Source organism: Mesorhizobium sp. HAY1-8B (assembly GCF_056868045.1).
On record NZ_CP200321.1, the window covers coordinates 699141 to 724922 of the forward strand.

At 63.9% G+C, this 25782-nt stretch carries 25 protein-coding genes; 4 read left to right on the forward strand and 21 right to left on the reverse strand.

Annotated elements, in window-relative coordinates:
- The first annotated feature begins 147 nt into the window (after positions 1 to 147).
- Positions 148 to 510 (forward strand): hypothetical protein, encoded by a 363-nt coding sequence (locus tag AC1VON_RS03490; protein ID WP_172347913.1) that lies wholly within the window; start codon positions 148 to 150, stop codon positions 508 to 510.
- Here the strand turns inward: AC1VON_RS03490 and AC1VON_RS03495 are convergent.
- The 9 genes from AC1VON_RS03495 to rplS form a co-directional block, all read right to left on the reverse strand.
- Positions 494 to 1708, reverse strand: coding sequence for a GGDEF domain-containing protein (locus tag AC1VON_RS03495; protein WP_483120408.1), 1215 nt, complete (start codon positions 1706 to 1708; stop codon positions 494 to 496). The genes AC1VON_RS03490 and AC1VON_RS03495 overlap by 17 nt on opposite strands.
- Positions 1709 to 1811: 103 nt before the next feature.
- Positions 1812 to 3008, reverse strand: a complete 1197-nt coding sequence (locus AC1VON_RS03500; protein WP_172347911.1) for a GGDEF domain-containing protein — start codon at positions 3006 to 3008, stop codon at positions 1812 to 1814.
- A 277-nt stretch (positions 3009 to 3285) separates the two neighbouring features.
- On the reverse strand, positions 3286 to 4695 hold the full coding sequence (leuC, locus tag AC1VON_RS03505) for a 3-isopropylmalate dehydratase large subunit (RefSeq protein ID WP_056574655.1): 1410 nt from the start codon (positions 4693 to 4695) through the stop codon (positions 3286 to 3288).
- Positions 4696 to 5017: 322 nt separating this feature from the next.
- Positions 5018 to 5653 carry a class I SAM-dependent DNA methyltransferase gene (locus AC1VON_RS03510; protein ID WP_172347910.1) on the reverse strand — a complete coding sequence of 212 codons (636 nt, stop codon included), beginning with the start codon at positions 5651 to 5653 and terminating at the stop codon, positions 5018 to 5020.
- Between the two features lie 56 nt (positions 5654 to 5709).
- A complete protein-coding gene (locus tag AC1VON_RS03515) occupies positions 5710 to 6522 on the reverse strand; it encodes an amino acid ABC transporter permease (protein ID WP_172347909.1) in 813 nt (270 codons plus the stop codon).
- A 105-nt stretch (positions 6523 to 6627) separates the two neighbouring features.
- Positions 6628 to 7425 (reverse strand): transporter substrate-binding domain-containing protein, encoded by a 798-nt coding sequence (locus tag AC1VON_RS03520; RefSeq protein ID WP_483120409.1) that lies wholly within the window; start codon positions 7423 to 7425, stop codon positions 6628 to 6630.
- A gap of 156 nt (positions 7426 to 7581) precedes the next feature.
- Positions 7582 to 8073: a MarR family winged helix-turn-helix transcriptional regulator gene (locus AC1VON_RS03525; protein ID WP_483120410.1), complete on the reverse strand. Its 492-nt coding sequence runs from the start codon at positions 8071 to 8073 to the stop codon at positions 7582 to 7584.
- On the reverse strand, positions 8070 to 8483 hold the full coding sequence (locus tag AC1VON_RS03530; protein ID WP_056574646.1) for an organic hydroperoxide resistance protein: 414 nt from the start codon (positions 8481 to 8483) through the stop codon (positions 8070 to 8072). The genes AC1VON_RS03525 and AC1VON_RS03530 overlap by 4 nt, the downstream gene beginning before the upstream one ends.
- 155 nt (positions 8484 to 8638) lie before the next feature.
- Positions 8639 to 9184, reverse strand: a complete 546-nt coding sequence (gene rplS, locus AC1VON_RS03535; RefSeq protein WP_027042867.1) for a 50S ribosomal protein L19 — start codon at positions 9182 to 9184, stop codon at positions 8639 to 8641.
- Between the two features lie 327 nt (positions 9185 to 9511).
- On the opposite strand from rplS, the gene AC1VON_RS03540 reads away from it, so the two are divergent.
- Entirely contained in the window at positions 9512 to 10264 is a 753-nt protein-coding gene (locus tag AC1VON_RS03540) for a sulfite exporter TauE/SafE family protein (RefSeq protein WP_172347906.1), read from the forward strand.
- Here AC1VON_RS03540 and trmD read toward each other — a convergent pair.
- Together trmD and rimM are read right to left on the reverse strand one after the other, a co-directional pair.
- Complete coding sequence (gene trmD, locus AC1VON_RS03545; RefSeq protein ID WP_483120411.1) at positions 10246 to 10944, reverse strand: tRNA (guanosine(37)-N1)-methyltransferase TrmD; 699 nt, start codon at positions 10942 to 10944, stop codon at positions 10246 to 10248. The two genes, AC1VON_RS03540 and trmD, sit on opposite strands and share 19 nt — an antisense overlap.
- Positions 10941 to 11540, reverse strand: a complete 600-nt coding sequence (rimM, locus tag AC1VON_RS03550) for a ribosome maturation factor RimM (RefSeq protein WP_172347904.1) — start codon at positions 11538 to 11540, stop codon at positions 10941 to 10943. The genes trmD and rimM overlap by 4 nt, the downstream gene beginning before the upstream one ends.
- 119 nt (positions 11541 to 11659) lie before the next feature.
- Between rimM and AC1VON_RS03555 the strand changes: the two genes are divergently transcribed.
- Both AC1VON_RS03555 and AC1VON_RS03560 read left to right on the forward strand, forming a co-directional pair.
- Positions 11660 to 12598, forward strand: a complete 939-nt coding sequence (locus AC1VON_RS03555) for a tyrosine recombinase XerC (protein ID WP_483120412.1) — start codon at positions 11660 to 11662, stop codon at positions 12596 to 12598.
- A gap of 61 nt (positions 12599 to 12659) precedes the next feature.
- Positions 12660 to 13727, forward strand: coding sequence for a TraB/GumN family protein (locus tag AC1VON_RS03560; RefSeq protein ID WP_483120413.1), 1068 nt, complete (start codon positions 12660 to 12662; stop codon positions 13725 to 13727).
- Between the two features lie 675 nt (positions 13728 to 14402).
- On the opposite strand, the gene lpdA is transcribed toward AC1VON_RS03560, so the two are convergent.
- From lpdA to mdh, 10 genes are all read right to left on the reverse strand, one after another.
- Positions 14403 to 15809: a dihydrolipoyl dehydrogenase gene (lpdA, locus tag AC1VON_RS03565; protein ID WP_483120414.1), complete on the reverse strand. Its 1407-nt coding sequence runs from the start codon at positions 15807 to 15809 to the stop codon at positions 14403 to 14405.
- A 23-nt stretch (positions 15810 to 15832) separates the two neighbouring features.
- Complete coding sequence (locus AC1VON_RS03570) at positions 15833 to 16588, reverse strand: SDR family oxidoreductase (RefSeq protein WP_483120415.1); 756 nt, start codon at positions 16586 to 16588, stop codon at positions 15833 to 15835.
- Positions 16585 to 17088: a hypothetical protein gene (locus AC1VON_RS03575; protein WP_483120416.1), complete on the reverse strand. Its 504-nt coding sequence runs from the start codon at positions 17086 to 17088 to the stop codon at positions 16585 to 16587. Before AC1VON_RS03575 ends, AC1VON_RS03570 begins: the two co-directional genes overlap by 4 nt.
- Before the next feature lie 58 nt (positions 17089 to 17146).
- Complete coding sequence (gene odhB / locus AC1VON_RS03580; protein ID WP_483120417.1) at positions 17147 to 18427, reverse strand: 2-oxoglutarate dehydrogenase complex dihydrolipoyllysine-residue succinyltransferase; 1281 nt, start codon at positions 18425 to 18427, stop codon at positions 17147 to 17149.
- 50 nt (positions 18428 to 18477) lie between these two features.
- Positions 18478 to 21465, reverse strand: a complete 2988-nt coding sequence (locus tag AC1VON_RS03585; protein ID WP_483120418.1) for a 2-oxoglutarate dehydrogenase E1 component — start codon at positions 21463 to 21465, stop codon at positions 18478 to 18480.
- A 136-nt stretch (positions 21466 to 21601) separates the two neighbouring features.
- Positions 21602 to 22504 carry a succinate--CoA ligase subunit alpha gene (gene sucD, locus AC1VON_RS03590; RefSeq protein WP_172347896.1) on the reverse strand — a complete coding sequence of 301 codons (903 nt, stop codon included), beginning with the start codon at positions 22502 to 22504 and terminating at the stop codon, positions 21602 to 21604.
- A 12-nt stretch (positions 22505 to 22516) separates the two neighbouring features.
- Positions 22517 to 23014 (reverse strand): DUF1579 family protein, encoded by a 498-nt coding sequence (locus tag AC1VON_RS03595; protein ID WP_483120419.1) that lies wholly within the window; start codon positions 23012 to 23014, stop codon positions 22517 to 22519.
- A 3-nt stretch (positions 23015 to 23017) separates the two neighbouring features.
- Positions 23018 to 23389: a cupin domain-containing protein gene (locus tag AC1VON_RS03600; protein ID WP_172347894.1), complete on the reverse strand. Its 372-nt coding sequence runs from the start codon at positions 23387 to 23389 to the stop codon at positions 23018 to 23020.
- A gap of 4 nt (positions 23390 to 23393) precedes the next feature.
- On the reverse strand, positions 23394 to 24587 hold the full coding sequence (gene sucC / locus AC1VON_RS03605) for an ADP-forming succinate--CoA ligase subunit beta (RefSeq protein WP_483120420.1): 1194 nt from the start codon (positions 24585 to 24587) through the stop codon (positions 23394 to 23396).
- Between the two features lie 45 nt (positions 24588 to 24632).
- Complete coding sequence (gene mdh / locus AC1VON_RS03610; RefSeq protein WP_056574603.1) at positions 24633 to 25601, reverse strand: malate dehydrogenase; 969 nt, start codon at positions 25599 to 25601, stop codon at positions 24633 to 24635.
- Positions 25602 to 25782: the final 181 nt, after the last annotated feature.

A 25782-nucleotide genomic window follows, 5' to 3' on the forward strand; every position in this document is an offset into this window, starting at 1 on the left:
GACATCGCCGCCAAACGCGCCGGCCTCTTAACAAAGGTTAAGAAAAGGTTAATTTCTGATTCGAGGAGGCTGTGCATGTCGCTCCAAGGTGCGTCAGCGGTTTGGGCAACGACATGCATCCCATCAACCTCGAACACGGAGGACGCCATGCGTTCGAACTCTGGCAGATCGCGCCTTGCGGCGATCATCATGGCGGCTTCGGTTGCCGGCCTGGCTGTACCGGCGCTCGCCGGGACCCGTCATCAGGACCGCGTCTACGCCGATTCCTTCGGCAATCTCGTCATCGACAGCGCCGCCGGCTACAAGCGCATCCTCGTCGGTGAGGGCAGACTGGCCAAGCAGTTGTCCGACTACACCAGTGCCGGCCAGCCCAAGGTGATCTACCAGAACGAATCCGACGAGATATCAGGCTACAGCGATTGCTACCGGCCGCCGGTCTTCGTCAAAGGCCGCAGCTACATGTACGGACTGTCCGACGGCGAAATGCCCGAACTCAGCCCCTGCCGCTAGCGTTGGCTTCCGACCCGGCTGACACCCGGGCATCCGCCGGCCCGGCGGAAATGCGTACGCAGTCGCGCCCGGCATTCTTCGCCTGATAGAGCGCCTCGTCCGCGCGCCGCATGAGATCGGCAATCTCTTCGCCCGGATGAAGTTCGGCGACCCCGAAACTCGCCGTGCAGCGATTGTCCGCGGGCAGCCCGTCGATGGGCTGCGCGCCGAAAGCGCTGCGCGTGCCTTCGGCGAACAACCGGGCGGCGGCGAGGTTGGTCCCGGGCAGGATGATTGCGAATTCCTCGCCGCCAAGGCGGCCCGCGACATGATGGCCGGCGGCGGCTTCGCGCAGGAAACCGGCAAAGGTCTCGATCACGCGGTCGCCGGAGGCATGGCCGAAACTGTCGTTGATGCTCTTGAAATGATCGAGGTCGGCGATGACCAGGGCGACCGGCACGCCTTGCCGCATGGCGCCAAGCACCGCGAGCTCGGCCTGGCGCGTGAAGGCACCACGATTGAGCAATCCCGAGAGCGTATCGGTTTCCGACTTGGACGTCACTTCGGCAAGCGCCTCACGAACCAGGATGGCCAACATCAGCAGCGCCAGCGCCAGGGCAAAGACAGTGCCGAGCGATTGTGAGACCAGCGCGTAGTTGCTTTGCAGATAGGCTTGCGGATTGGCCCCCCAGCCGCCGAGCGCATGCGCGATGAACGGCTTTGAGGCGAACAGCAGCCCGCTGGCGGCCAGCACGGCCATCAGGATGCGATCGAGCCGGCCATGCCTTTGCCTCGACGACCAGACAATGGCCAGCCCGACGAATTGCATGACGGCATAGGGAAGCTGGTAGGCCGTCATGCGGGCCAGTGACTGGCGCGGCAGGTCCTGGACAAGATAGACGGCGATGGTGGCGGCGACGAGGAAGAACAGCATCGCCGGCCATGGCGGCACGATACCGTATTTGCGCGCCAGTCCGGCATTGAAGGCTATTGTTGCGCCAAGGAAAACCGCGAAGGCGGTCACCACCGGAAGCCGGGCATCGGTGAAGGCGGGAATGCTGAATTCGATGGCCGAATAGGCCATGCCCAGGACATAGCCTGATGCAAACCATCGTGCCGGCGCGCGGCCGGCATCATGGAACGCGACCGCCATGAAGGATGCCGCCAGAAGGCCGGCAACCGACAGATTGATCAACAGGATGAAGTTGGCGCCGCTCATCTCTTTTCGCACCCCCCGAAAAGTGTGAAGCGGTTTTCGGACGGCATCATGGTCTATCTCTTTTGATTGGGGCCGGATGACTTCAGGTCGATTCGACCTGAAGTCATCCGGCTCTGGACGGCTCCGGCACGAACATCGCTTCCGGCCGTTCGTAGGAAAGGCGCACACTGTCGCGGCCATTTCTCTTGGCCTTGTAGAGCGCTTCGTCGGCACGGCGCATCAACGGTTCCAGCGCTTCCTCGCCGCTGCGGGCCGCCACGCCGAAGCTGGCGGTGACCTTGGTGCCGGCGGGGAGCCCGTCGATGCCGCCCGCCGAATAGAGCGTGCGCACGGCCTCGGCGAACAGCCGCGCGGCGGCGAGATCGCTCAGGGGCAAGAGCACGGCGAATTCCTCGCCGCCGATGCGCCCGGCGGCACCCCGTGCGCCGGTCGCGGACCGGAGCTTGGCGGCGAAATCGGCGATCACGCGGTCGCCGGCGGCATGACCGTGCACATCGTTGAGCGCCTTGAAATGATCGAGGTCGGCCAACACCAGCGCGACCGGAAACTTCGCCGCCGCGCAACGCTGCAGCAGGAACTCGGCGCGCTCCTCGAAGCCGCGCCGATTGAGCAGGCCTGACAGCGGGTCGGTATGCGTCTCGGCCTTGAGCGCCTTCATCACGTCGAGTGCGGCGGCCGTGAACAGGGCAAGCGCGATCAGCAGGGATAACAGCACGTGCGACAGCAAAGCCGTCGTCCAATAGGACGAAGCATGGAGTTCGTCGTAACTCTCGAAGGGTCCGTGCGCGATGATGACAGCCAGCGTCCGCACGAAGAAATTGAGCCCGGCGAGCAGCGACAGGGCGAGCAGGATTTTTTCCGTCGGGCCGTTACCGCGCACGGTGCGCAATTCGGCGGCGGCGATCAGGCTGATGCCGCCTATTGCGAAATTGACCACCAGGATCCGCCAAGTGAGATCCGGCTCGACGAACAGAAACCAGCAGAAGGCAGCCATACCGCTGCCCGCCAGCGCGCCGATGCCGAAATAAGGCACGCGCCGGCCATAGCGCGCCACGATCGCGCCGGCGAGACAGGACGCGGCCAGGCAGAAGCACAGGTTGGAAAGCAGCTTGGACGGTGCCAGGCCGACCGGCAGCGTGAAATGCTGAAACAGGAAGCCGGCCGCCGCCAGTGAGTAACTGAGCGCCAGCACGGCCAGATGGGGGCGGTGGCGCTGATGGGTCCATAGCACGAGGAAGGCCGCGCCGAGGGCCAGCGCGATCGTTGGATTGAGCAGCGCTATGAACAGGCCGGTGTCCAAAGGACCGTGACTTCCCCTCGTTTGACGTCACGTAAGAGAGTAGAGGGCAAGCCCAAACAAGCGGTTAAGCCTAGAGCATGATGCCGAAAAGTATGAAGCGGTTTTCGGACGACATCATGCTCTATCTCTTTGATCTAGAGGCGGATTCAGATTTCAGGTCGATTCGACCTGAAATCATCCGGCTCTAGGCGAATATGCGGGCCGCTCGAATGAAAAAGACCCCGGAGCCGCGATGCGGTCCGGGGTCTGTCATACGTGGGAACGTGTGGGCCGGCTGTTATTTCCAGTCGCGGATGTCGACGAAGTGGCCAGCGATCGCCGCCGCCGCCGCCATCGCCGGCGAGACCAGATGGGTGCGGCCCTTGAAGCCTTGCCGGCCCTCGAAATTGCGGTTCGAGGTCGAGGCGCAGCGTTCATGCGGCTTCAGCCGGTCGTCATTCATGGCCAGACACATCGAGCAGCCCGGTTCGCGCCAGTCGAAACCGGCGGCCAGGAAAATCTTGTCGAGGCCCTCGGCTTCCGCCTGTTCCTTGACCAGGCCCGAGCCTGGCACGATCATGGCGTTGACGCGCGGATTGACGGTCTTGCCCTCGATCACCTTGGCGGCGGCGCGCAGATCCTCGATACGGCCATTGGTGCAGGAGCCGATGAAGACTCGGTCAAGCGCGATGTCGGTGATCTTTGTCCCCGGCGTCAGGCCCATATAGTCGAGCGCGCGCTGCTTGGAGGTGCGCTTGTTTTCGTCGGTGATATCGTCCGGGTTCGGCACGATGCCTTGCACGGAGACGACATCCTCGGGCGAAGAGCCCCAGGAGACGATCGGCGGCAGTTTCGCTGCGTCGAGCACGATCACCTTGTCGAAATGCGCGCCTTCGTCGGACTGCAGTGTCTTCCAATAGGCGAGTGCCGCATCCCAGGCCGCGCCCTTCGGCGCGCGCGGCTTGTCCTTGACATAGGCGAAGGTCGTCTCGTCAGCCGCGATCAGGCCGGCGCGCGCGCCGCCCTCGATCGACATGTTGCAGATCGTCATGCGGCCTTCCATCGACAGCGAGCGGATCGCCTCGCCGGCATATTCGATGACATAGCCGGTGCCGCCGGCGGTGCCGATCTCGCCGATGATGGCCAGGATGATGTCCTTGGCGGTGACGCCTTCCGGCAACTGGCCGTCGACACGCACCAGCATGTTCTTGGCCTTGCGTTGGATCAACGTCTGCGTCGCCAGCACATGCTCGACTTCCGACGTGCCGATGCCGTGCGCCAGCGCACCGAACGCTCCATGCGTCGAGGTGTGGCTGTCGCCGCAGACGATGGTCATGCCGGGCAAGGTAAAGCCCTGCTCCGGGCCGATGATGTGGACGATGCCCTGGCGAATATCGTTCTCGGAATAATATTCGACGCCGAAATCCTTGGCGTTCTTGGCCAGCGCCTCGACCTGGATGCGGCTTTCCTCGTTCTTGATGCCGAACTTGCGCTCGGGCGAGGTCGAGACATTGTGATCGACCACGGCCAGCGTCTTTTCCGGATGCCGGACCTTGCGGCCGCTCAGGCGCAGGCCTTCGAAGGCCTGCGGGCTGGTCACTTCATGGACGAGGTGGCGGTCGATGTAGAGCAGGCAGGTGCCGTCGTCCTGGCGGTCGACGACGTGGTCGTCGAAAATCTTGTCGTAGAGGGTGCGCGGTGCGCTCATGTGCGTAAATCCGTCGATATGAGAATGGGAAAGAGCAGACGCCGGGCAGTTCCCGGCGCGACGACCTGAACAGGTTGGCCTAGGTAAGTCGGCTGGTCAGCGCGCCGGACACGCGCGCGGAGAAGCGCGACGGCAGGCGTTTTCTGTCCTGCAGCACGAACCCCTTGTAAGCCGGATCGCCAAAAAGCTCTTCCATGGCGTGGCTCATACCAATGTTTTGGCTTTTCGGCAATTGCGGCGTGGCGGGGCAGGAATTGGGTTCCTCACCCTCACTTCCGCACTTTCAGGGAGAAAGGGCACCAACGTCGGGCGAACTCGCAGCTCACAAGACCTCGAACACAAACGTCTTCACCAGTGCATCCGGCTCGGCGATGGCGTAGCAGCGGAACCACGGGCTTTGCTCTGCCAGGCGCCATTTACCCGCCCGCTCCAGTTCGTCGAACACCGCCTGGAAGCCGCCGCTTTCAAAGACCTGGTCGCGTACAGTGAAGATGGCGTGGCCACCCTTTTTGGTGATGCGCACCAGATCGTGCAGGCCGGACGCCGGAGCGTGGCTGATGGTGAACACACCCGTCGAGAAGAAGGCCCGGAAATGACCGTCCGGCCATGGCAGCGGTCCACCCAGCATCGCCTGTTTCAGCTCGCCATAGGCGTTGCGGCTGCCGGCGATCCTGAGCATGTCATCCGACAGGTCGAGCCCGGCAATGTCACGATAGCCAAGCGCCTTCAGCGACGGCCCAGACAGGCCGGTGCCGCAGCCGGCATCGAGCAGCGGCCCTTCATCGGGCGGGACATAGCGCGCCACCCAGGCAATGATCAGGAAGGGGAGCAGATAACCGAGCGAGGCGGTCTCGCTGTCATAGGTCGCGGCCCATGCGGCATAAGCTTGCGCCAGCGATTCCGGCGTGTCGGCGCCATAGACGGAATCCAGCGCCGCATTGGCTTTGTCGACGATCATGAGACCTCCCCAAACCAGTATGCCGACAGGATCGTAACCCTGTCTGCGTCCAAAGACTATTCCTCGTGCTGGCGGCGCAAGCGCCGCTCCAGCGCCCTCAGCGCCAGCGACAGGCCGACAGTCAGGATGAGATAGATATAGGCTGTTATCGAATAGGTCTCGAAGAAGCGGAACGAGCCGGCGGCATAGACCTTGCCCATCTGGGTGATGTCGGCGACGCCGAGCACCGAGACCAGCGAGGAATCCTTGACCAGGGCGACGAAATCATTGCCGAGCGGCGGCAATATGGTGCGGATCGCCTGCGGAAACACGATCAGCCGGAAGCGCTGCGCGCGGCTCAGGCCGAGCGCCTTGGCCGCTTCGATCTGGCCTTTCTCGACCGACTGGATGCCGGCCCGGAAAACCTCGGAGATGAAGGCCGAATAGCCGATGGTCAACGCCATGATGGCGCGCCACAGCAGCGAGACGTCGCGCACAAGAAGCTCGCCGAGATAGCCGGCGCTTTGCAGCGGCGCGGTCAGCGCGTTCCAGGCCGCGACGAAGCCCGGCGCGCCGGCAAAGGCGATCCAGAACAGCAGCACCAGGATCGGCACGCCACGGATGATCTCGACATAGAAGCGGGCGATCTGGCGCAGCCAGGGCGACGCGGACAGGCCCATCAGCGCGATGCCGAGGCCGATGATCGACGCCAGGGCGAAAGCGACCACGGTGACGAAGACAGTGATGCCGATGCCCTTGGCGACGGTGGCGAAGACCTGGGCGTAGAGATCGCTGGCCGCGATGAACAAAGCCGCCGCCAGGGCAAGGGCGGCGGCAACGGCAAGCCACCAGGGGAATTCGGCTTTGTTGGAGGAGGACGAAGGCGCCATCAGGCGTGGCCGCCGAGGCGGGCATCGCGAAGGCAGGGTGCCAAGCCGGCCGGGCGCGGACCTAGCGCGAGTTGTGCATCACCCCACGAATGCGCCAAGACGAGTTCACTGCCCCATCTTGTAGTCAAGGAACCACTTCTTGTTCAGAGCGTCGAACGTCCCGTCCGCCTTGAGCGCCGCGATCGCGGCGTTGACCGGCTTCACCAGATCGGATCCCTTCGGGAAGATGAAGCCGAAATCCTCGGTGCCGAGCGGCCCGCCGATGAGCTTCAGCTTGCCCTCCGACGCATCGACATAACCCTTGCCGGCGGTGCCGTCGGTCAGCACGACATCGACGTCGCCGGACTTCAGCGCCTGCACGGTGGCGCCAAAGGTCTCGAAAAGCTTGATGCGCGGGTTCTGCTCATTGCCGTCGAGCACGCTGTAGACCGCGGTGTAGAAGGGCGTGGTGCCGGCCTGCGCGCCGATCAGCCCGTCCTTGAAGGCACCGAACGTCTTGGCGTCGGTGAATCGACTCTCGTCGCCGCGCACCAGCATGAACTGCTCCGAGCGCATATAGGGATCGGAGAAATCGACCTTCTCCTTGCGGTCGTCCTTGATGGTGATGCCGGTCATGCCGACGTTGTACTGGTTGTCGGAAACGGCCTGGATCATCGCGTCCCAGGAGGTGTTCTGGTACTCGACCTTGAAGTTGAGCCGCTTGGCGATCTCGTTCATCGCGTCATACTCCCAGCCGATCTGTTTGCCGGTCTTGGCGTCGATGAACTGCAGCGGCGGATAGGCGTTTTCGGTCACCACCACCACCTTCCTGCCGCCGAGATCGGGCAGCGCCTGGGCGAAAGCGGCGACAGGCGCCAGGACGAGGGCAAGCAGGCCGGCCAGCAGCAGTTTCGACTTGGTCATGACACACTCCCGAAATTCAAAGCGCCCGGATGGGCTTACAGGAAATCCGGCGCCGACTTTAGCTTTCCGCAAACGCCATGCAAGACGGTCCGCTGCGTCAGCGCGCGTGAAAGGGGATTCCAATGCCCTCGATTCAGGGATTTCGGGATGATCTGCTTATCTCGCGGCGTTGCGCAGACCGGCGACAAGATGGGTGAGTGTTGCGTGCAGGGCTTTCACTTCGCCAGGCTCCAGCGGCACGCTGCAGGCGAGGGCGGCGGACACATCCTTCATGTGAGCACGCAGCGCCTGGCCCTTGGCCGTCGGTTCGACGAACACCCGGCGCTCGTCGGCGGCATCGCGCCGGCGGGTGACGAGCCCACCCGCCTCCATCCGCTTGAGCAGCGGCGTCAGCGTCGCCGAATCCAGGCCCAGCGCTTCGCCAAGCGCGCCAATGGTGCTCGGCGCGTGCTCCCACAGCGCCAGCATCACCAGATATTGCGGATAGGTCAGACCGAGCGGCTCAAGCAGTGGCCGATAAACCTTGGTCATCAGCCCGCTCGCCGAATAGAGCGCGAAGCACAGCTGTTGATCGAGGCGCGGCACGTGAAATGTCCCAGCGGCCTCCGCCGGGACATCCTTGGCTCTCTTTTCGACTTTTGTCGTCATGCCGCCTTTACCGAAAGCGCTACGTCGACATTGCCCCTGATGGCGTTCGAATAGGGGCAGATCTTGTGTGCCTCCGATACAAGCGCCTCCGCGGCCGCCTGATCAAGGCCTTTCGTCTCCGCCGCGAGCGCGACACCCAGCTTGAAGCCCTCGCCATTGGGCAGCAGGTTGACGGTGGCGGTTATCGCGGCATCCTCGAGCGGCAGCTTCTGTTTGCGCGCGACGAAGCGGATGGCGCTTTCGAAGCAGGCAGCGTAGCCGATGGCGAAAAGCTGCTCGGGATTGGTGGCGCCACCCGGCCCACCAAGCTCCTTGGGCATCGCCAGATCGACCTTGAGCAGACCATCGCTGGTCTCGCCATGGCCGGCGCGGCCACCGGTGACGTGAGCCTGTGCGGTATAAAGTGCCATATCATGTCTCCAATTATCTTGTGCACGATTATTTAGTACACAAGATAATATGCCGTCAACACCCGAATTCGATTTCCGGGGCCGAAGGCGTTCACAGTCCGGTGAAACGAAAAAGGCGGCCGAAGCCGCCTTTTTGAATGGGATTGCCGAAAATCTTATTCGGCCGGGGTCGCTTCAGCGGCCTTGGCGGCTTCAGCCTCGGCGGCGGCCTTCTTCTCGGCGGCTTCCTTGGCGGCCGTCTCGGCGGCCAGCGCCTGGGCAGCGGCGACCTTCTCGGCCTCGATGCGGGCCTTCTCGGCGTTCAGCGCATCGCGCTCCTCATCGTTGAGCTTGCGGGCGCGCACGCCGGTGTTTTCCGAAATACGGGCCGACTTGCCGCGACGATCGCGCAGGTAATAGAGCTTGGCGCGCCGCACCTTGCCGCGACGCACGATCTCGACACCTTCGACCATCGGCGAATAGACCGGGAACACGCGCTCGACGCCTTCGCCGTAGGAAATCTTGCGGACGGTGAAATTTTCCTGGAAGCCGGAACCAGCGCGGGCGATGACGACGCCCTCGTAGGCCTGGACGCGGGTGCGGGTGCCTTCGGTCACGCGGACCTGGACGCGCACGGTGTCGCCGGGCTGGAATTCGGGGAGCTTGCGCTTGGCTTCGATCTTGGCGGCCTGCTCGGCCTCGAGCTGACGGAGAATATCCATCTCAATAGTCCACTTCTTGTTCTTCCGACAGTCAGAGCGCCCTGCGCTCGCCTTGCAGTTCCATTGACCGCTCGGCTATGTCCTTTGTCTCTGAGACATTTTTGTCTCTAAGACATCGGACAGGGGCGACTACACCGTCATTGTTGACGGGCCCGGCAGATTTTTCTTCCGGTTCGGCGCGCACATACAGCTATTTCGGCGCTTTGTCACGCCCGACAGGAGTCTTTTTTGCCTGCATGGCACCATTGTAATACCGGCCGTGCCGGGTTGCACCCGCCTGCCAAGCTTCCTAAGCCTGGAATATCACAGTCTCCGCGGCGGCATTCCATGTCTGTCTTCGACGCCATTCTGCTTTTCCTGGCGGGCTTCCTGTCCGGCGCTGCCAACGCGGTCGCCGGCGGCGGCACCTTCATCACCTTCGGCGCCATGACATTGGTCGGCGTGCCGCCGATCGTCGCCAACGCCACCTCGTCGGTTACGCAATTTCCAGGCTACATCACCTCGACGCTCGCCTATCGGGACGACATCAGGCATTTCTGGCGCGGCGCCCTGCTGCTCTGCCTCATCTCGGCGATTGGCGCGCTGGCGGGCGCACTGATCCTGCTGGCGCTCGACAACCCCTCGTTTCGCGTCCTGGTGCCATGGCTGCTGCTGGGCGCAACGGCGCTGTTTGCCGCCGGGCCATGGCTGAGGCCGGCGCCAAAACCCGGCCATGAGGCATCGGTGGGCTCGCTCGCCGGCTCGCTGGCGCAATTCACCACCGCCATCTATGGCGGCTTCTTCGGCGCCGGCATGGGCGTGATGATGCTGGCAACGCTCGGCCTGACGCAGGCCGGCGACTACCACCGGCTGAATGCGCTGAAGAACATGCTGGCGGTGATCATCGCGGCTGTCGCCATCGTCGTCTTCGTCTCGGGTGGCGTCGTCGCCTGGCCGCAGGCAATCGTCATGATCCCCGGCGGTGCGCTGGGCGGCTATGCCGGCGTCTTGATCGCCAAGCGCGTGCCGCAGAACGTGGTGCGCGGCTTCGTCATCGCCGTCGGCCTGTTTCTGGCTTTTTATTATTTCGGCAAGGGCTGATCGCCGAGCAAATCCGGCCGCCGTTCTTTCGTCAGCGCTTCCGACTGCTCACGCCGCCATGCCGCGATCTTCTTGTGATTGCCGGAGATCAGCACTTCGGGAATCTCCCGTCCCTCGAATTCCTGCGGCCTTGTGTAGTGCGGATGTTCGAGCAGGCCGTTCTCGAAACTTTCTTCCTCGCCCGACACCGCATTGCCCATCACGCCGGGCAACAGTCGCACCACAGCGTCGAGCAGAACGAGCGCTGCCGGCTCGCCGCCGGAGAGGATGAAATCGCCGATCGAAACTTCCTCTAATCCTCGCGCTTCTATCAGCCGCTGGTCGACGCCCTCGAAGCGGCCGCACAGGATGACGGCGCCCGGCCCGGCGGCGAGCTCGCGTACGCGCAACTGCGTCAGCGGCTTGCCGCGCGGGCTCATCAGCAGGCGCGGACGCAAATCGCCTCCCGGCGAGGCGTGGTCGATCGCCCTGGCCAAGACATCGGCGCGCATCACCATGCCGGCACCGCCGCCGGCCGGCGTGTCGTCGACGGTGCGGTGCTTGTCGGTGGCGAAGTCGCGGATCTGTATGGCTTCCAGCGACCATGTGTCCGCCTCGAGCGCGCGGCCCGCCAGCGACAGGCCGAGCGCACCCGGAAACATCTCGGGATAGAGCGTCAGCACCGAAGCCTTGAATGTCACCGGTTGCCCCCGGCGTCGCGCGGTCCGCGCGGCCTGCCCTTGGGGTCGAAGTCTTCCTCGCGCGGCGCTTCGCCATCCTCGTCCTCGACCAGCCCGGCTGCTGCCGGATCGACGCGGACGAAGCCATCGGCGATCGACACCTGCGGCACGGCGGCCTGCGTGAACGGGATCAGCACGCCCTTGCGGCCGGAAAGCGTCACGTCGAGAATGTCGCCGCCCCCGAAATTGTGCACCGCGATCACCTTGCCGAGCGCGGCACCCGTATCGTCCCGGACTTCCAGCCCGATCAGGTCGGCATGATAGAACTCGTCCTCCTCGCCATCGTCGGGCAACATCGAGCGGTCGACGAACAGCTCCGTGCCGGCGAGCGCCTCGGCCGCGTTGCGGTCGCTGATGCCCTTGAAGCGCACCACGACGACGGTGTTGGCCGGCCTTATGTCTGTTATCTGGAAGGCACGGCCATCCCTGGCATAGAGCGGGCCATAATCGGCCAGCGCCATCGGCTCGCCGGTGAAGGTTTTCACCCTAAGCTCGCCCTTGATGCCGTGGGCGGCGCCGATAACGGCCATCTGGACGGGGTTTTGCGGCTTGCTCATCGCGAAATATCCTTTGGCCTGCTCTAGCCCCAGCCCGGCGTCATTTCAATGATCGCCTGCTGTCATTTCAATGACCGGCTCTTCACCGCTTCCTAACCCGAATACTCGAAAATGCCGCCATGCAGGAATTCCTTATCCCGGCCAAACCCGATCTCCAGGCAGCGCGTGAAAGCTGGCTGAAGATGCTCGCGCGTGAACGTCGTCTGTCACCCGAGACAGTGGAAGCCTATGAGCGCGACACGCGCCAGTTCCTGAATTTCCTTACTGGCCATTGCGGCGGCTCGCCCGGCATTTCCGATATCGCCAATCTGCGTCCGGCCGATCTGCGTGGCTTCCTCGCCGCCCGGCGCAACGATGGCGCCGGCGCCCGCACGCTCGGCCGGGGTCTGGCCGGCATCCGTTCGCTGCTGCGGTTCCTGGAACGGCGCGGTCTCGCCAATGCGGCGGGTGCCGCCGCGCTACGCGCGCCTCGCCAGCCCAAGTCGCTGCCCAAACCGCTGACCGCAAGCGACGCCAAACAGGTTGTGTCCATTGAAGGTCAACTGGCGGAAGAGCCATGGATCGCTGCCCGCAATGCAGCCGTGCTGACGTTGCTCTACGGCTCGGGCTTGCGCATCTCGGAAGCGCTCGGCCTCGCCGGTGCCGATCTGGCCTCGGAGGCTGACACCGTGCTGCGCGTCACCGGCAAGGGCGGCAAGACGCGGCTGGTGCCGGTGCTGCCGGTGGCGCTCCGGGCAATCGCCGAATACCGCCGGCTCTGCCCCCATCATCTCGACCCGAAAGGCCTGTTGTTTCGCGGCGCGCGCGGCGGCCCGCTCAACCCGGCCATCATCCAGCGCGACATGGCGAAACTGCGCTCGGCGCTCAACCTGCCCGACACCGCGACGCCGCACGCGCTGCGCCACTCCTTCGCCACGCATCTGCTTGGCAGGGGCGGCGATTTGCGCACCATCCAGGAACTGCTCGGCCATGCCAGCCTGTCGACGACGCAGATCTACACCGGCGTCGACACGGCGAGGCTGCTCGAAATCTACGAATCGGCGCATCCAAGGGCGTGACCTCTTCAATTTCGACCTGCCAATTAACCGTTTTGCCGCTTTTCATCCTTAGAAGAAGGGCATGAGACGTATCATTGCCATCGCTGACCGTGCAGCTTCCATGTCGCTGAAGCTGCTTGTCGCGCTCAACGTGCTGTTTTTCCTGTCCTTCCTTGCCGTGCTGTTGTTCGCGGCCGGCAGGGCGCATGCGGAAATCCCGACCTGCACCGGCGCCGACATGGTCTCGGCCCTGCAGAAGAGCAGCCCTGCCACCTACAGCAAGATCGAGGCGGAAGCCGCCGCGACGCTCAATGGCAAGGGCCTGTTGTGGAAGCTGGAAAAACCAGGCGAACAGCCATCCTACCTGTTCGGCACCATGCACATGACCGACCCGCGCGTCACCACGCTGCCGCCGAACGCGCAGAAAGCCTTTGACGCCGCCGGCACCCTCATCATCGAAACCACCGACGTGCTCGACAAGCAGAAGATGATGACGGCGATGCTCAAGGAGCCGGACCTGATGATGTTCACCGACTCCACGACGCTGTCGTCCTTGCTGTCGCCGGACGAAGCGGCGGCCATGAATGCCGCGCTCGATGCGCGCGGCATTCCGCCGGCAACGGTCGCCAAGATGAAGCCGTGGATGCTTTCGGCCATGATGGCGCTTCCGGCCTGCGAACTCGCCCGCCAGTCCGGCGGCGCCCCGGTGCTCGACGTCAAGCTGGCCGAGGGCGCCAAGGCCGCCGGCAAGCCGGTGGAAGGGTTGGAAACGGCCGAGAGCCAGCTGCGCGCCATGGCCTCGCTGCCGCTCGCCTTTCACATGAAGGGCCTCGTCGACACGCTGAAGCTCGGCGACAAGGTCAACGACATCAACGAGACCATGATCCTGCTCTACCAGCGCGGCGAAACCGGCATGTTCTGGCCGCTGTTCCGCGCCGCCATGCCCGAAGAGCAGAACGACGCGGCCGGCTATGCGGCCTTCGAGGAAACCATGATCACCAGCCGCAACAAGGTGATGATCGATCACGCCGAGCCGATCCTGGCCAAGGGCAACGCCTTCATGGCGGTCGGCGCGCTGCACCTTCCTGGTCCGCAGGGACTGGTCGAGGATTTCCGCAAAGCCGGCTATACTGTCACCGCCGTCAATTGAGTCGGACGGCAGCGGGGGGTCCTAACGCCGCGTTTTCGGCGCTTTCCTTCCCTAGCGTGAAACCCATTCAACGGTTGCGCGTTGATGGCTGTTGATTGATCATTTTCATCCACGGAGGACACTTTTATGGCGAATCCATCGAACGACACTCCCAGGCCAAGCGGCGGGGGCGGCAGCCCCTGGCTGATTGCGCTGGTCGTCGTTATCCTGGCGATTGTCGCGTATTACGTTTTCGGCAGAAGCGGCGAGCATCCGGCACCCGCCGAGCCGCCGGCGGCGAGCACACCGGCTCCGGCACCCGCGCCGGCTGAACCGATGAAGCCAGCCGAACCTGCGCCCGCTCCTGCACCCGCTCCGGCTCCTGCACCCGCGCCTGCTCCGGCACCAGCGCCTGCACCCGCCCCGGCGCCTGCTCCGGCCAACTGATCGGCTCGATACCAGATACGAACGGCCCGCTGAAAAGCGGGCCGTTTTGTTTTGAGCGATGACCGTCGTTTCGCCCGGTCGTCATCCTCGGGCTTGACCCGAGGATCCATGCCGCGACCTCGACCAGGTCGCCGCGGAGCAGAATTCATGGCCGTTGGGGGCTCTGAAGTCACGGCATGGATCCTATGGTCTACGCCGCGTCGCTCCGTTCCTTGCTCCGCCACAGGATGACGAAGCATTGGGTGCCCCCTAGATATGGATCGGCTTGAAGAAGGTGGCCAACGCCGCTTCCTTCACCGCTTCCGACATCGTCGGATGCGCATGGCAGGTGCGGGCAAGATCCTCCGATGAGCCGCCGAACTCCATCAGCACCGCCGCCTCGTGGATCATCTCGCCGGCACCGAAGCCGACGATATGCACGCCGAGCACGCGGTCGCTGGCCTTGTCGGCGAGGATCTTCACGAAGCCGTCGGTGTGCAGCATGGCGCGTGCCCGGCCATTGGCGCTGAACGGGAATTTGCCGACCTTGTAGTCGATGCCGGCCTTCTTCAGTTCTTCCTCGGTCTTGCCGACCGAGGCGATTTCAGGGCTGGTGTAGACGACGCTCGGAATGACCTCATAGTTCACATGGCCAGCCTGGCCGGCAATGGTTTCGGCCACCGCCACGCCCTCGTCCTCGGCCTTGTGCGCCAGCATCGGCCCGGCGATGACATCGCCGATGGCATAGATACCAGGCACGTTGGTCTTGAGATGCCCGTCGGTCTTGACGCGGCCACGCTCGTCGACCTCGACGCCCGCTTCCTTCAGCCCGAGACTGTCCGAAAAGGCGCGGCGGCCGGTGGCGATCAGCACAACGTCGGCAGCGATGGTCTCGGTGGCGCCACCCTTCACCGGCTCGAAGGTGACGGTCGCACCTTTCTTGGCCTTGGCGACGCCGGTGACCTTGGCGCCGAGCTTGAACTCGAAGCCTTGCTTGGAGAGCAGCCGCTGGAACTGCTTGGACACCTCGCCGTCCATGCCGCCGAGGATCGTGTCGAGGAACTCGACCACGGTAACCTTGGCGCCGAGCCGCGCCCACACCGAGCCGAGCTCGAGCCCGATGACGCCGCCGCCGACCACCACCAGATGGCCGGGAACCTTGTCCAGCGACAGCGCGCCCGTCGACGACACGATCACCTTCTCGTCGAAATCGACCTTGACGCCGGGAATGCCGGCGACGTCCGAACCGGTGGCGATGACGATGTTCCCGGTCTCGATGTCCTCGACCTTGCCGTCCTCGCCAGTCACCGACACCTTGCCGGCCGCGACCACCTTGCCGGTGCCTCGAAAGCTGTCGATCTTGTTCTTCTTGAACAGGAAGGCGACGCCGTTGACGTTGGACGACACAGTCGCATCCTTGTGCGCCATCATCTTCTTGAGGTTGAGCTTGGGTGCCGCGATCTCGACACCGAGCGTATCGAAGGAATGGCCGGCCTCGGCGAACATTTCGGAGGCATAAAGCAGCGCCTTGGACGGGATGCAGCCGATGTTGAGGCAGGTGCCGCCGAAGGTGGCGTTCTTCTCGACCACCGCGACCTTCAGCCCAAGCTGCGCCGCCTTGATGGCGCAGACATAGCCGCCGGGTCCCGATCCGATGATAACGACGTCATAAGCCATGTTTGTTTCCCTTTGCTTGGCGCTCAGCGGCCGCCGCTGACATTCAGGATCGCGCCTGTCGTATAGGATGCGGCGTCGGATAGAAGATAGAGAACAGCAGCGGCGACTTCATCGGCGGTGCCGGCTCTTTTCATCGGCAGCGAGTCCTGGATCAGCGCCACCCGGTCCGGCTGTCCGCCGGAGGCGTGGATGTCGGTGTCGATGATGCCCGGCCGCACCGCGTTGACGCGGATGCCTTCCAGCGCCACCTCGCGGGCGAGCCCGACGGTGAACGTGTCGATGGCGCCCTTGGAGGCGGCATAGTCGACATAATTGTCCGGCGCGCCCAGCACCGCCGCGGCCGACGAGATATTGACGATCGCTCCGCCCTTGCCGCCATGGCGGGTCGACAGGCGCTTGACCGCCTCGCGGGCGCACAGGATGGAACCAACGACATTGATGCGCATCATGCGTTCAAGCCGTGCCGCGCTCATTTCGTCGACGCGCGCCTTGGCGTCGACGATGCCCGCATTGTTGACGAAAGCATCGAGCCTGCCCCAGGTGCGGTCCACCGCGTCGAAGATGGCCAGGATATCGGCCTCGCTGCCGACATCGCCCTTGACCGAAAAAGCGTCGCCGCCGGCGGCCTTGATGTCGCCGACCAGCGCATCGGCGGCAGCCTGGTTCGAGGCATAGTTGACCGCCAGGCGATAACCGGCCTCCGCCCCGAGCCGGCAGACGGCGGCGCCGATGCCGCGACTGCCGCCGGTGACCAGCAGCACCTTTTGCGCCTCGTTCATTCCTGGCACCCCTTCAGCGTGAACATATCCGACGGCACTTTCGAAAATCCGCTGCCGCCATAGGCGGTGGACTGATGCAGCATCGGACCGAGATCCGGCAGGATCAGCGTCTTCGGTGCCTCGACGCCTTCCGCCGGCAAGAGCCCGATGCTGCCCTTGTCGTCCGACGTATAGATGACGCCGTGCCAGGGGGTACAGGCGGCGAGTTCATCGCCGGTGGTGTCGCCTTCCGGGCATTTGTACATCAGCGCGCCGTTCGGCCTGGAAACACCTTCGTTCCACATGACGATGCCGTTCAGCACCACATTGTTGTCGAGGATCATGCGGAATGTATTGGTGACGGTGGCCGAGGTGCCGGTTGGCGTGAAGTCTATTTCGCTACCGCTTTGAGGGTCGCCGTAGACGGCGAGTTCGATGGGGCAGGCAGCATGCGCGTTGGCCGCCGCCAGCGCCATGCCGCCCACGATGGTCGAGATCAAAACGCTCCTTGGAGTCGTCATCCTGCTGCGCAGATCCCTTCCTCCGGCTTGCAGTGCAAACTCCGGATCAGCACCAATCCTAGAGATCGAGCACCAGCCGTTCCGGATCTTCGAGGCTTTCCTTGACGCGCACCAGGAAGGTCACGGCTTCCTTGCCGTCGACGATGCGGTGATCGTAGCTCAGCGCCAGATACATCATCGGCCGGATGACGATCTGGCCGCCGACCACGACAGGCCGGTCCTGGATCTTGTGCATGCCCAGAATGCCCGACTGCGGCGCATTGAGGATCGGCGTCGACATCAGCGAGCCATAGACGCCGCCATTGGAGATGGTGAAGGTGCCGCCCTGCATGTCGGCGACCGACAGCTTGCCGTCGCGCGCGGCGATACCCAGCCGGCCGATTTCCTTCTCGATTTCGGCGATGGACATCTGGTCGGCATCGCGCACGACCGGCACGACGAGGCCCTTCTCGGTACCGACAGCGACGCCGACATGGGCAAAATTCTTGTAGATGATGTCGGTGCCGTCGATCTCGGCATTGACCGCCGGGATTTCCTTCAGCGCGTGGGTGACGGCCTTGGTGAAGAAGCCCATGAAGCCGAGCTTCACGCCGTGCTTCTTCTCGAACACGTCCTTGTACTTGGTCCGCAGCGCCATCACCGCCGACATGTCGACCTCGTTGAAGGTGGTGAGCATGGCGGCGGTCGACTGCGCTTCCTTGAGCCGCCGCGCGATGGTCTGGCGCAATTTGGTCATGCGCACGCGCTCTTCGCGCGAGGCATCGTCGCCCGAGGATGGCGCACGCACCGCGATCGGCGCCGGCGCCGCCTTTGGCGTCTCGGCCGGCTGTGACGGCGCGCCCTTTGAGATGGCGTCGAGCACATCGCCCTTCAGCACCTGGCCGCGCTTGCCCGAGCCGGCAAGCTGGTCGACCGACAGATTGTTCTCGGCGATCAGTTTTGCGGCGGCCGGCGCCGGCGGCATCGAGCGCGGCTCGACCGCGCCGGCATCGCCGGCGATCTTGGCGGTCTCGGCCGCGGCCTGCTTGGTGGTCGACGCCGCATCCGGCGACGAGGCCTGAGACACCGCCTGCGACTTGGTCGCGGGTGCGGCGGCGGCACCGCCGGCCGAGATCGACCCCAGAAGCGCGCCGACGCCAACCGTTTCACCTTCCTTGACCGCGATCTCCGAAAGGATGCCCGCGGCCGCGGCCGGAACCTCCACCGTCACCTTGTCGGTTTCGAGCTCGACCAGCGGTTCGTCGACGGCAATGGCATCGCCGACCTTCTTGAACCATTTGCCGATGGTCGCCTCGGTGACGGATTCGCCGAGAGTGGGAACGCGGATTTCGGTAGCCATTGTGCCTGTCCGTTCTTGTCGGTTCTGTTCTTTATTTGCCCAATTCTGCTCTATTCGCCGAGCGCGTCTTCGAGCAAGGCGGCGAGCTGGGCTAGGTGCTTGGACATCAAGCCGGTCGCCGGCGACGCGGCTGCCGGGCGGCCGGTGTAGCGAACCCGCTGATGCTTGGCGTCGATATGCGCCAGCACCCATTCCAGGTACGGGTCGATGAACGACCAGGCGCCCATGTTCTTGGGCTCCTCCTGGCACCATACCATCTCGGCGTTGCGGAAACGCGACAATTCGGTGATCAGCGCCTTGGCCGGGAACGGATAGAGCTGTTCGACGCGCAGCAAATAGATGTCGTTGATGCCGCGCTTCTCGCGCTCCTCGTAGAGGTCGTAATAGACCTTGCCCGAGCACAGCACGACACGGCGGATCTTGGAATCCTTTGTGAGCTTGATCGCCTGGTTGGGCAACAGCTGCGCGTCGTCCCACAACAGCCGGTGGAACGAGCTTTCGCCCGAGATTTCCGGCAGCGTCGACACCGCCCGCTTGTGGCGCAGCAGCGACTTCGGCGTCATCAGGATCAGCGGCTTGCGGAAGTCGCGCTTCAGCTGACGGCGCAGGATGTGGAAGTAGTTGGCCGGCGTCGTGCAGTTGGCCACTTGCATGTTGTCTTCGGCGCAAAGCTGCAGGAAGCGTTCCAGCCTGGCGGACGAATGTTCCGGGCCCTGGCCTTCATAGCCATGCGGCAGCAGGCAGACGAGGCCCGACATTCTGAGCCACTTGCGCTCGCCCGACGAGATGAACTGGTCGAACACCACCTGGGCGCCGTTGGCGAAGTCGCCGAACTGCGCTTCCCACAAGGTCAGCGCCTTCGGCTCGGCCAGGCTGTAGCCATATTCGAAGCCCAGCACCGCCTCTTCCGACAGCATCGAGTTGATGACTTCGTAGCCGGCCTGCGCCGCCGACAGATTGTTGAGCGGGATGTAGCGGGTCTCGTCGCGCTGGTCGTAGAGCACGGAATGGCGCTGCGAGAAGGTGCCGCGCTCGGAATCCTGCCCCGACAAGCGGATCGGATTGCCGTCGAGCAGGATGGCGCCGAAAGCCAGCGCCTCGGCCGTCGACCAGTCGATGCCTTCGCCGGACTCGATCGCCTCGCGGCGGTTTTCGAGGAAGCGGATGATGGTCTTGTGCGCCTCGAAGCCCTTCGGCACCTCGGTCAGCTTCTTGCCGATTTCCTTCAGCGTCTTGACCGGCACGGCGGTCTTGCCGCGCCTTTGTTCGTCCTGGTTGTCGGCCGTGCGCAGGCCGGACCAGGCGCCATCCAGCCAGTCGGCCTTGTTGGGCTTGTAGTGCTGGCCGACTTCCCACTCGGATTCCAGATGCGCGCGCCAGTCGGCCTTCATCTGGTCGAGCTCGGCCTGGGTGAGGTGGCCCTCGGCGATCAGCCGGTCGCCATAGATCTGCACCGTCGTCTTGTGGGTGCGGATGTTGCGGTACATGATCGGCTGGGTGAAGGCCGGTTCGTCGCCCTCATTGTGGCCAAAGCGGCGGTAGCAGAACATGTCCACGACCACCGGCTTGTGGAACTTCATGCGGAATTCAATCGCCACCTTGGTGGCGTGGACCACGGCTTCGGGGTCGTCGCCATTGACGTGGAAGATCGGCGCCTCGATCATCTTGGCGACGTCGGACGGATAGGGCGACGAGCGCGAGAAGCGCGGATTGGTGGTGAAGCCGATCTGGTTGTTGATGATGAAATGCAGCGTGCCGGCGACGCGGTGGCCGCGCAGGCCCGACAGGCCGAGGATTTCGGCGATCACGCCCTGGCCGGCGAAGGCGGCGTCGCCATGCAGGAGCAGCGGCAGCACCTTGGCGCGCTCCTCCAGCGGCACGATCTCCTCGCGGCCGCGGCCGAACAGGTAATCCTGCTTGGCGCGCGCCTTGCCCATCACCACCGGGTCGACGATTTCCAGATGGGACGGGTTGGCCGTCAGCGACAGGTGGACCTTGTTGCCGTCGAACTCACGGTCCGACGAGGCGCCGAGATGGTACTTCACGTCGCCCGAGCCTTCCACCTCGTCGGGTGCGGCCGAGCCGCCCTTGAACTCATGGAAGATAGCGCGGTGAGGCTTCGCCATCACCTGGGAGAGCACGTTCAGGCGGCCGCGATGGGCCATGCCGAGCACGATCTCCTTCATGCCGAGCTGGCCGCCGCGCTTGACGATCTGCTCCAGCGCCGGGATCAGCGCTTCGCCGCCGTCCAGGCCGAAGCGCTTGGTGCCCTTGTACTTGACGTCGATGAACTGCTCGAAGCCTTCCGCCTCGACGAGCTTCTGCAGGATCGCCTTCTTGCCGGTGGTGGTGAAGGAGATTTCCTTGTCGGCGCCCTCGATGCGTGCCTGGATCCAGGCCTTCTCCTCGGGGTCCGAGATGTGCATGAATTCGACGCCCAGCGTCGAGCAATAGGTGCGGGTCAGGATCTCCAGCATCTGCCGGATGGTGCCGAATTCGAGCCCCAGCACATTGTCGAGGAAGATCGGCCGGTCGTAGTCGGCTTCGACGAAGCCGTAATTCTCGGGCGACAATTCATTGTAGTCCTCGAGCGGCTTGGCGATGCCGAGCGGATCGAGATTGGCGTGCAGATGGCCGCGCATGCGGTAGGCGCGGATCATCATGATGGCGCGCACCGAATCGCGCGTCGCCTGGTGCACGTCGGCGTCGGAAAGAACGGCGCCGTTGGTGACCGCCTTGTCCTTGACCTTCTTTTCCAGATGCTTCTCGACAATGCCCCAATTGCCGTCGAGCGCCGACACCAGCTCGCCATTGGCCTGCAGCGGCCAGGAGGGCTTGGCCCAGGAGGCGCCCTTGGCGTTCTTGCGTACATCGCCGGCATCGTCCTTCAGGCCAGCGAAGAACTCCTGCCATTCGGGATTGACCGAGGCGGGATCGTCCTCGTAGGCGGCATAGAGCGCGTCGATGTAATCGGCGTTGCCGCCATAAAGGAATGAGGTGAGCGAAAATTGGTCGTTGGCCTGATCTTGTCTTGCCATGTCGTTTCAGCGGAGCAGCGCTCCGTCTCCTTGCGTTTGCGGCAGGGCCGCGATAGTGGGCGGTTCACCCGCCCTTCTTGTCCCCTCAAAAGCCAACGAACCGTCGTTGGCCCTCATTCCACAACCGGCGCCAGATTCAGCCCTTGATGGCTTCAACCAGCGTCGTGCCAAGCCGCGCCGGTGACGGCGAGACCTTGATACCGGCCGATTCCATTGCCGCGATCTTGTCCTCGGCGCCGCCTTTGCCGCCGGAGATGACCGCGCCCGCATGGCCCATGGTGCGGCCTGCCGGCGCCGTGCGCCCGGCGATGAAGCCGGCCATCGGCTTCTTGCGGCCACGCTTGGCTTCGTCCTTGAGGAACTGCGCGGCGTCTTCCTCGGCCGAACCGCCGATCTCGCCGATCATGATGATCGACTTGGTCTCGTCGTCGGCGAGGAACATCTCGAGCACGTCGATGAACTCGGTGCCCTTGACGGGATCGCCGCCAATGCCGACGGCGGTGGTCTGGCCGAGGCCGACATTGGTGGTCTGGAACACGGCCTCATAGGTAAGTGTTCCCGAGCGCGAAACAACGCCGACCGAACCCTTGCGGAAGATGTTTCCGGGCATGATGCCGATCTTGCATTCGTCAGGGGTAAGCACGCCCGGGCAGTTCGGTCCGATCAGCCTCGAGGTCGAGCGGTCGAGCCGCGCCTTGACCTTGACCATGTCCATCACCGGAATGCCCTCGGTGATGCAGATGATCAGCGGGATTTCCGCCTCGATCGCCTCCAGGATCGCTGCGCCGGCGCCCGCCGGCGGCACATAGATGACCGAAGCGTTGGCGCCGGTCTTTTCCTTGCCTTCGGCGACGGTGGCGAAGATCGGCAGGCTTTCGCCCTTCGACCCGGTCCAGGTCTCGCCGCCCTTCTTGGGATGGATGCCCCCCACCATCTTGGTGCCGTGATAGGCCAGCGCCTGTTCGGTATGGAACGTGCCGGTCTTGCCGGTCAGGCCCTGCACCAGCACCTTGGTGTTCTTGTCGACGAGAATGGACATCGGAGCCCTTTTCTAAAAACCGTTGATCGAGGAAGGCGAGACGCGCTTGTAGACGCCGCTCACCATGTCTTGCCATGCATCGCTGCCGGCGGGTTTGAAATGCAATCGCATGCGGTAGGTGTCGGCATCGTCAAGAATATACGTCACGCGCGCCGAACCACGCGGTGATGACCGCTCCAGATTGAGCTCGCCACCGTTCCATGTGCCCGTGGCCGGCGAGGCCGGCACGAAGCCCATAGAATCGAACTGATGCATGGTGACGACGCTGTTCTGCTGGTCGAAGCCGAAGACGTTGTGCGAACCGAAGGAAATCGTGCCGTCGCGGCGCTGGCGATAGCGCTGCACCACGAACAGGCCGCCGAACTGTGCCTCCGCCAGCACTTCCGACGTCGCCGGGCCGCCATCGGCCCATTGTGTGTCCGCCACCTCTTCCTCGCCACGCCACGCGCCGACCAGCGCCTGCAGGCGCTGGTGATCGGCCGAGAGCGAGGAGAAGGAAGCCGCGTTCATCGGTCAGAGCCGCTTCAGGTCGGTGACGGTAAGGTCGCTCTTGGCATTGCCGGTGTTGAGCGTCGTCGCCGGCTCGAACATCAGCACCACGGGCTCCTGGGTCAGCGAACGCGGCCGGTGCTCGACGCCACGCGGCACGACGATGAAATCGCCCTCGCCAAGCTCGACCGGACCGTCGCGGAAATCGATGGCAATGCGCCCGCGCAGCACGAGGAAGGCTTCGTCCTCATGCTCATGCGCGTGCCAGTCGAAAACCTCGCCGAACTTGGCGACCTTCGCCTGGCTGTCATTCACGTCGCCGGCGATATGCGGATCGAACACCGCGGTGATCTTCGCGTCCGCCGCCTCGACCAGGTTTATCTTGCGCGGAGGCATCCGCTCAGCCCTTCACCGCCGCCACGATCTTCTTGGCTGCGTCATCGAGATCGTCGGCCGACACCACGTTCAGGCCGCTGTCGTTGATGATCTTCTTGCCGAGCTCGGCATTGGTGCCTTCCAGGCGCACCACCAGCGGAACCTCGAGGCCGACTTCCTTGACCGCGGCGATGACGCCCTCGGCAATGATGTCGCACTTCATGATGCCGCCGAAGATGTTGATCAGGATACCCTTGACCGCCGGATCCTTGGTGATGATCTTGAACGCCGCCGTCACCTTCTCCTTGGACGCGCCGCCGCCGACGTCGAGGAAGTTGGCGGGTTCGGCGCCATAGAGCTTGATGATGTCCATCGTCGCCATGGCAAGGCCGGCGCCGTTGACCATGCAGCCGATATTGCCGTCGAGCGCGACATAGGCGAGGTCGTATTTCGACGCCTCGATTTCCTTCTCGTCCTCTTCGGTCGTGTCGCGCAATTCGAGCACGTCCGGGTGGCGGAACAGCGCGTTGTTGTCGAACGACACCTTGGCGTCGAGCACGCGCAGCCGGCCATTCTTCATGACGATCAGCGGGTTGACCTCGAGCAGGCTCATGTCCTTCTCGACAAAGGCCTTGTAGAGGATCGGGAACAGCGTGCCGCCGTCCTTGGCCGCGTCGCCGTCGAGCTTGAGGGCCGCGTTGAGTTTCTTCACATCATCGGCCGTGACGCCCTTTTCAGGGTCGATGGCGACGGTGATGATCTTTTCCGGCGTGTCATGGGCGACCGCCTCGATGTCCATGCCGCCTTCGGTCGAGACGACGAAGGCGATGCGGCCGACCGAACGGTCGACCAGGATCGAAAGATAAAGCTCGCGCTCGATGTCGGCGCCGTCCTCGATATAGAGGCGGTTGACCTGCTTGCCGGCCGGGCCGGTCTGCTTGGTCACCAGCGTGTGGCCGAGCATCTCGTTGGCGTTGGCGACGACTTCGGCGACCGATTTTGCCAACCGCACGCCCCCCTTGGCATCCGGGCCGAGCTCTTTGAATTTGCCCTTGCCGCGGCCGCCGGCATGGATCTGGCTCTTCACCACATAGAGCGGACCGGGCAGCGCCTTGGCGGCGGCTTCGGCCTCGCTTGCCTTGAACACCGGCACGCCTTCGGCCACCGGCGCGCCAAAGCTCTTCAGCAGCGCCTTGCCCTGATATTCATGGATGTTCATCGGGAACTATCTCCAGGTCTTTGCCGGGGTTGTTTTTGGCGGGGTTCACTTCGAAGCGAGTTGCGGCGCGATCTTGACGCAGGCCTCGGTCAGGCCCTGCACCGTCGCCACCGAGCTTTCGAACATCTTCTGCTCGGCCTTGTTGAGGTCGATCTCGATGATGCGCTCGACGCCGCCGGCACCGATCACCACGGGCACGCCGACATAGGTACCCTTGACGCCATACTGGCCGGAGAGGTGCGCCGCGCAAGGCAGCACGCGCTTCTTGTCCTTGAGATAGGCTTCGGCCATCTGGATCGCCGAAGCGGCCGGCGCGTAATAGGCCGAGCCGGTCTTGAGCAGGCCGACGATCTCGGCGCCGCCGTCGCGGGTGCGCTGCACGATCTGGTCGAGCTTTTCCTTCGAGGTCCAGCCCATCTTGACGAGGTCGGGCAGCGGAATGCCCGAGACCGTCGAATAGCGGATCATCGGCACCATGGAATCGCCGTGGCCGCCGAGCACGAAGGCGGTGACGTCCTCGACTGAAACCTTGAACTCCTCGGCCAGGAAATAGCGGAAGCGCGCGCTGTCGAGCACGCCGGCCATGCCCACGACATGGGTCTTGGGCAGGCCCGAGAACTTCTGCAGGGCCCACACCATGGCATCGAGCGGGTTGGTGATGCAGATGACGAAGGCCTTCGGCGCGTACTTCTTGAGACCTGCGCCGACCTGTTCCATGACCTTGAGATTGATGCCCAGCAGGTCGTCGCGGCTCATGCCCGGCTTGCGCGGCACGCCCGCGGTGACGATGCAGACATCCGCGCCCTCGATGCCGGCATAGTCGTTCACGCCGGTCAGCCGGGAGTCAAAACCATCGACCGGCGACGACTGCGCGATATCGAGACCCTTGCCTTGCGGAATGCCCTCGGCAATATCGAACAGCACTACGTCTCCGAGGTCCTTGAGGCCGATCATGTGGGCGAGCGTGCCGCCGATCATACCCGAGCCGATAAGCGCTATCTTGTTGCGTGCCATGTGAGGATGTTTTCCCTTTGTCTGTGACTGCGCCGAAATCTTTGACGACTTGATGACGGTGCCGAGGAAGAGGCCGGAATGCTGCGGAAACCCGCGAGATTTCGCCGCACCCAATAGCCCCGGTACAAGATAAATTCAATCGATTATTTTGGAGTGAGCGTTTTCAATCGGTTAGATGGTT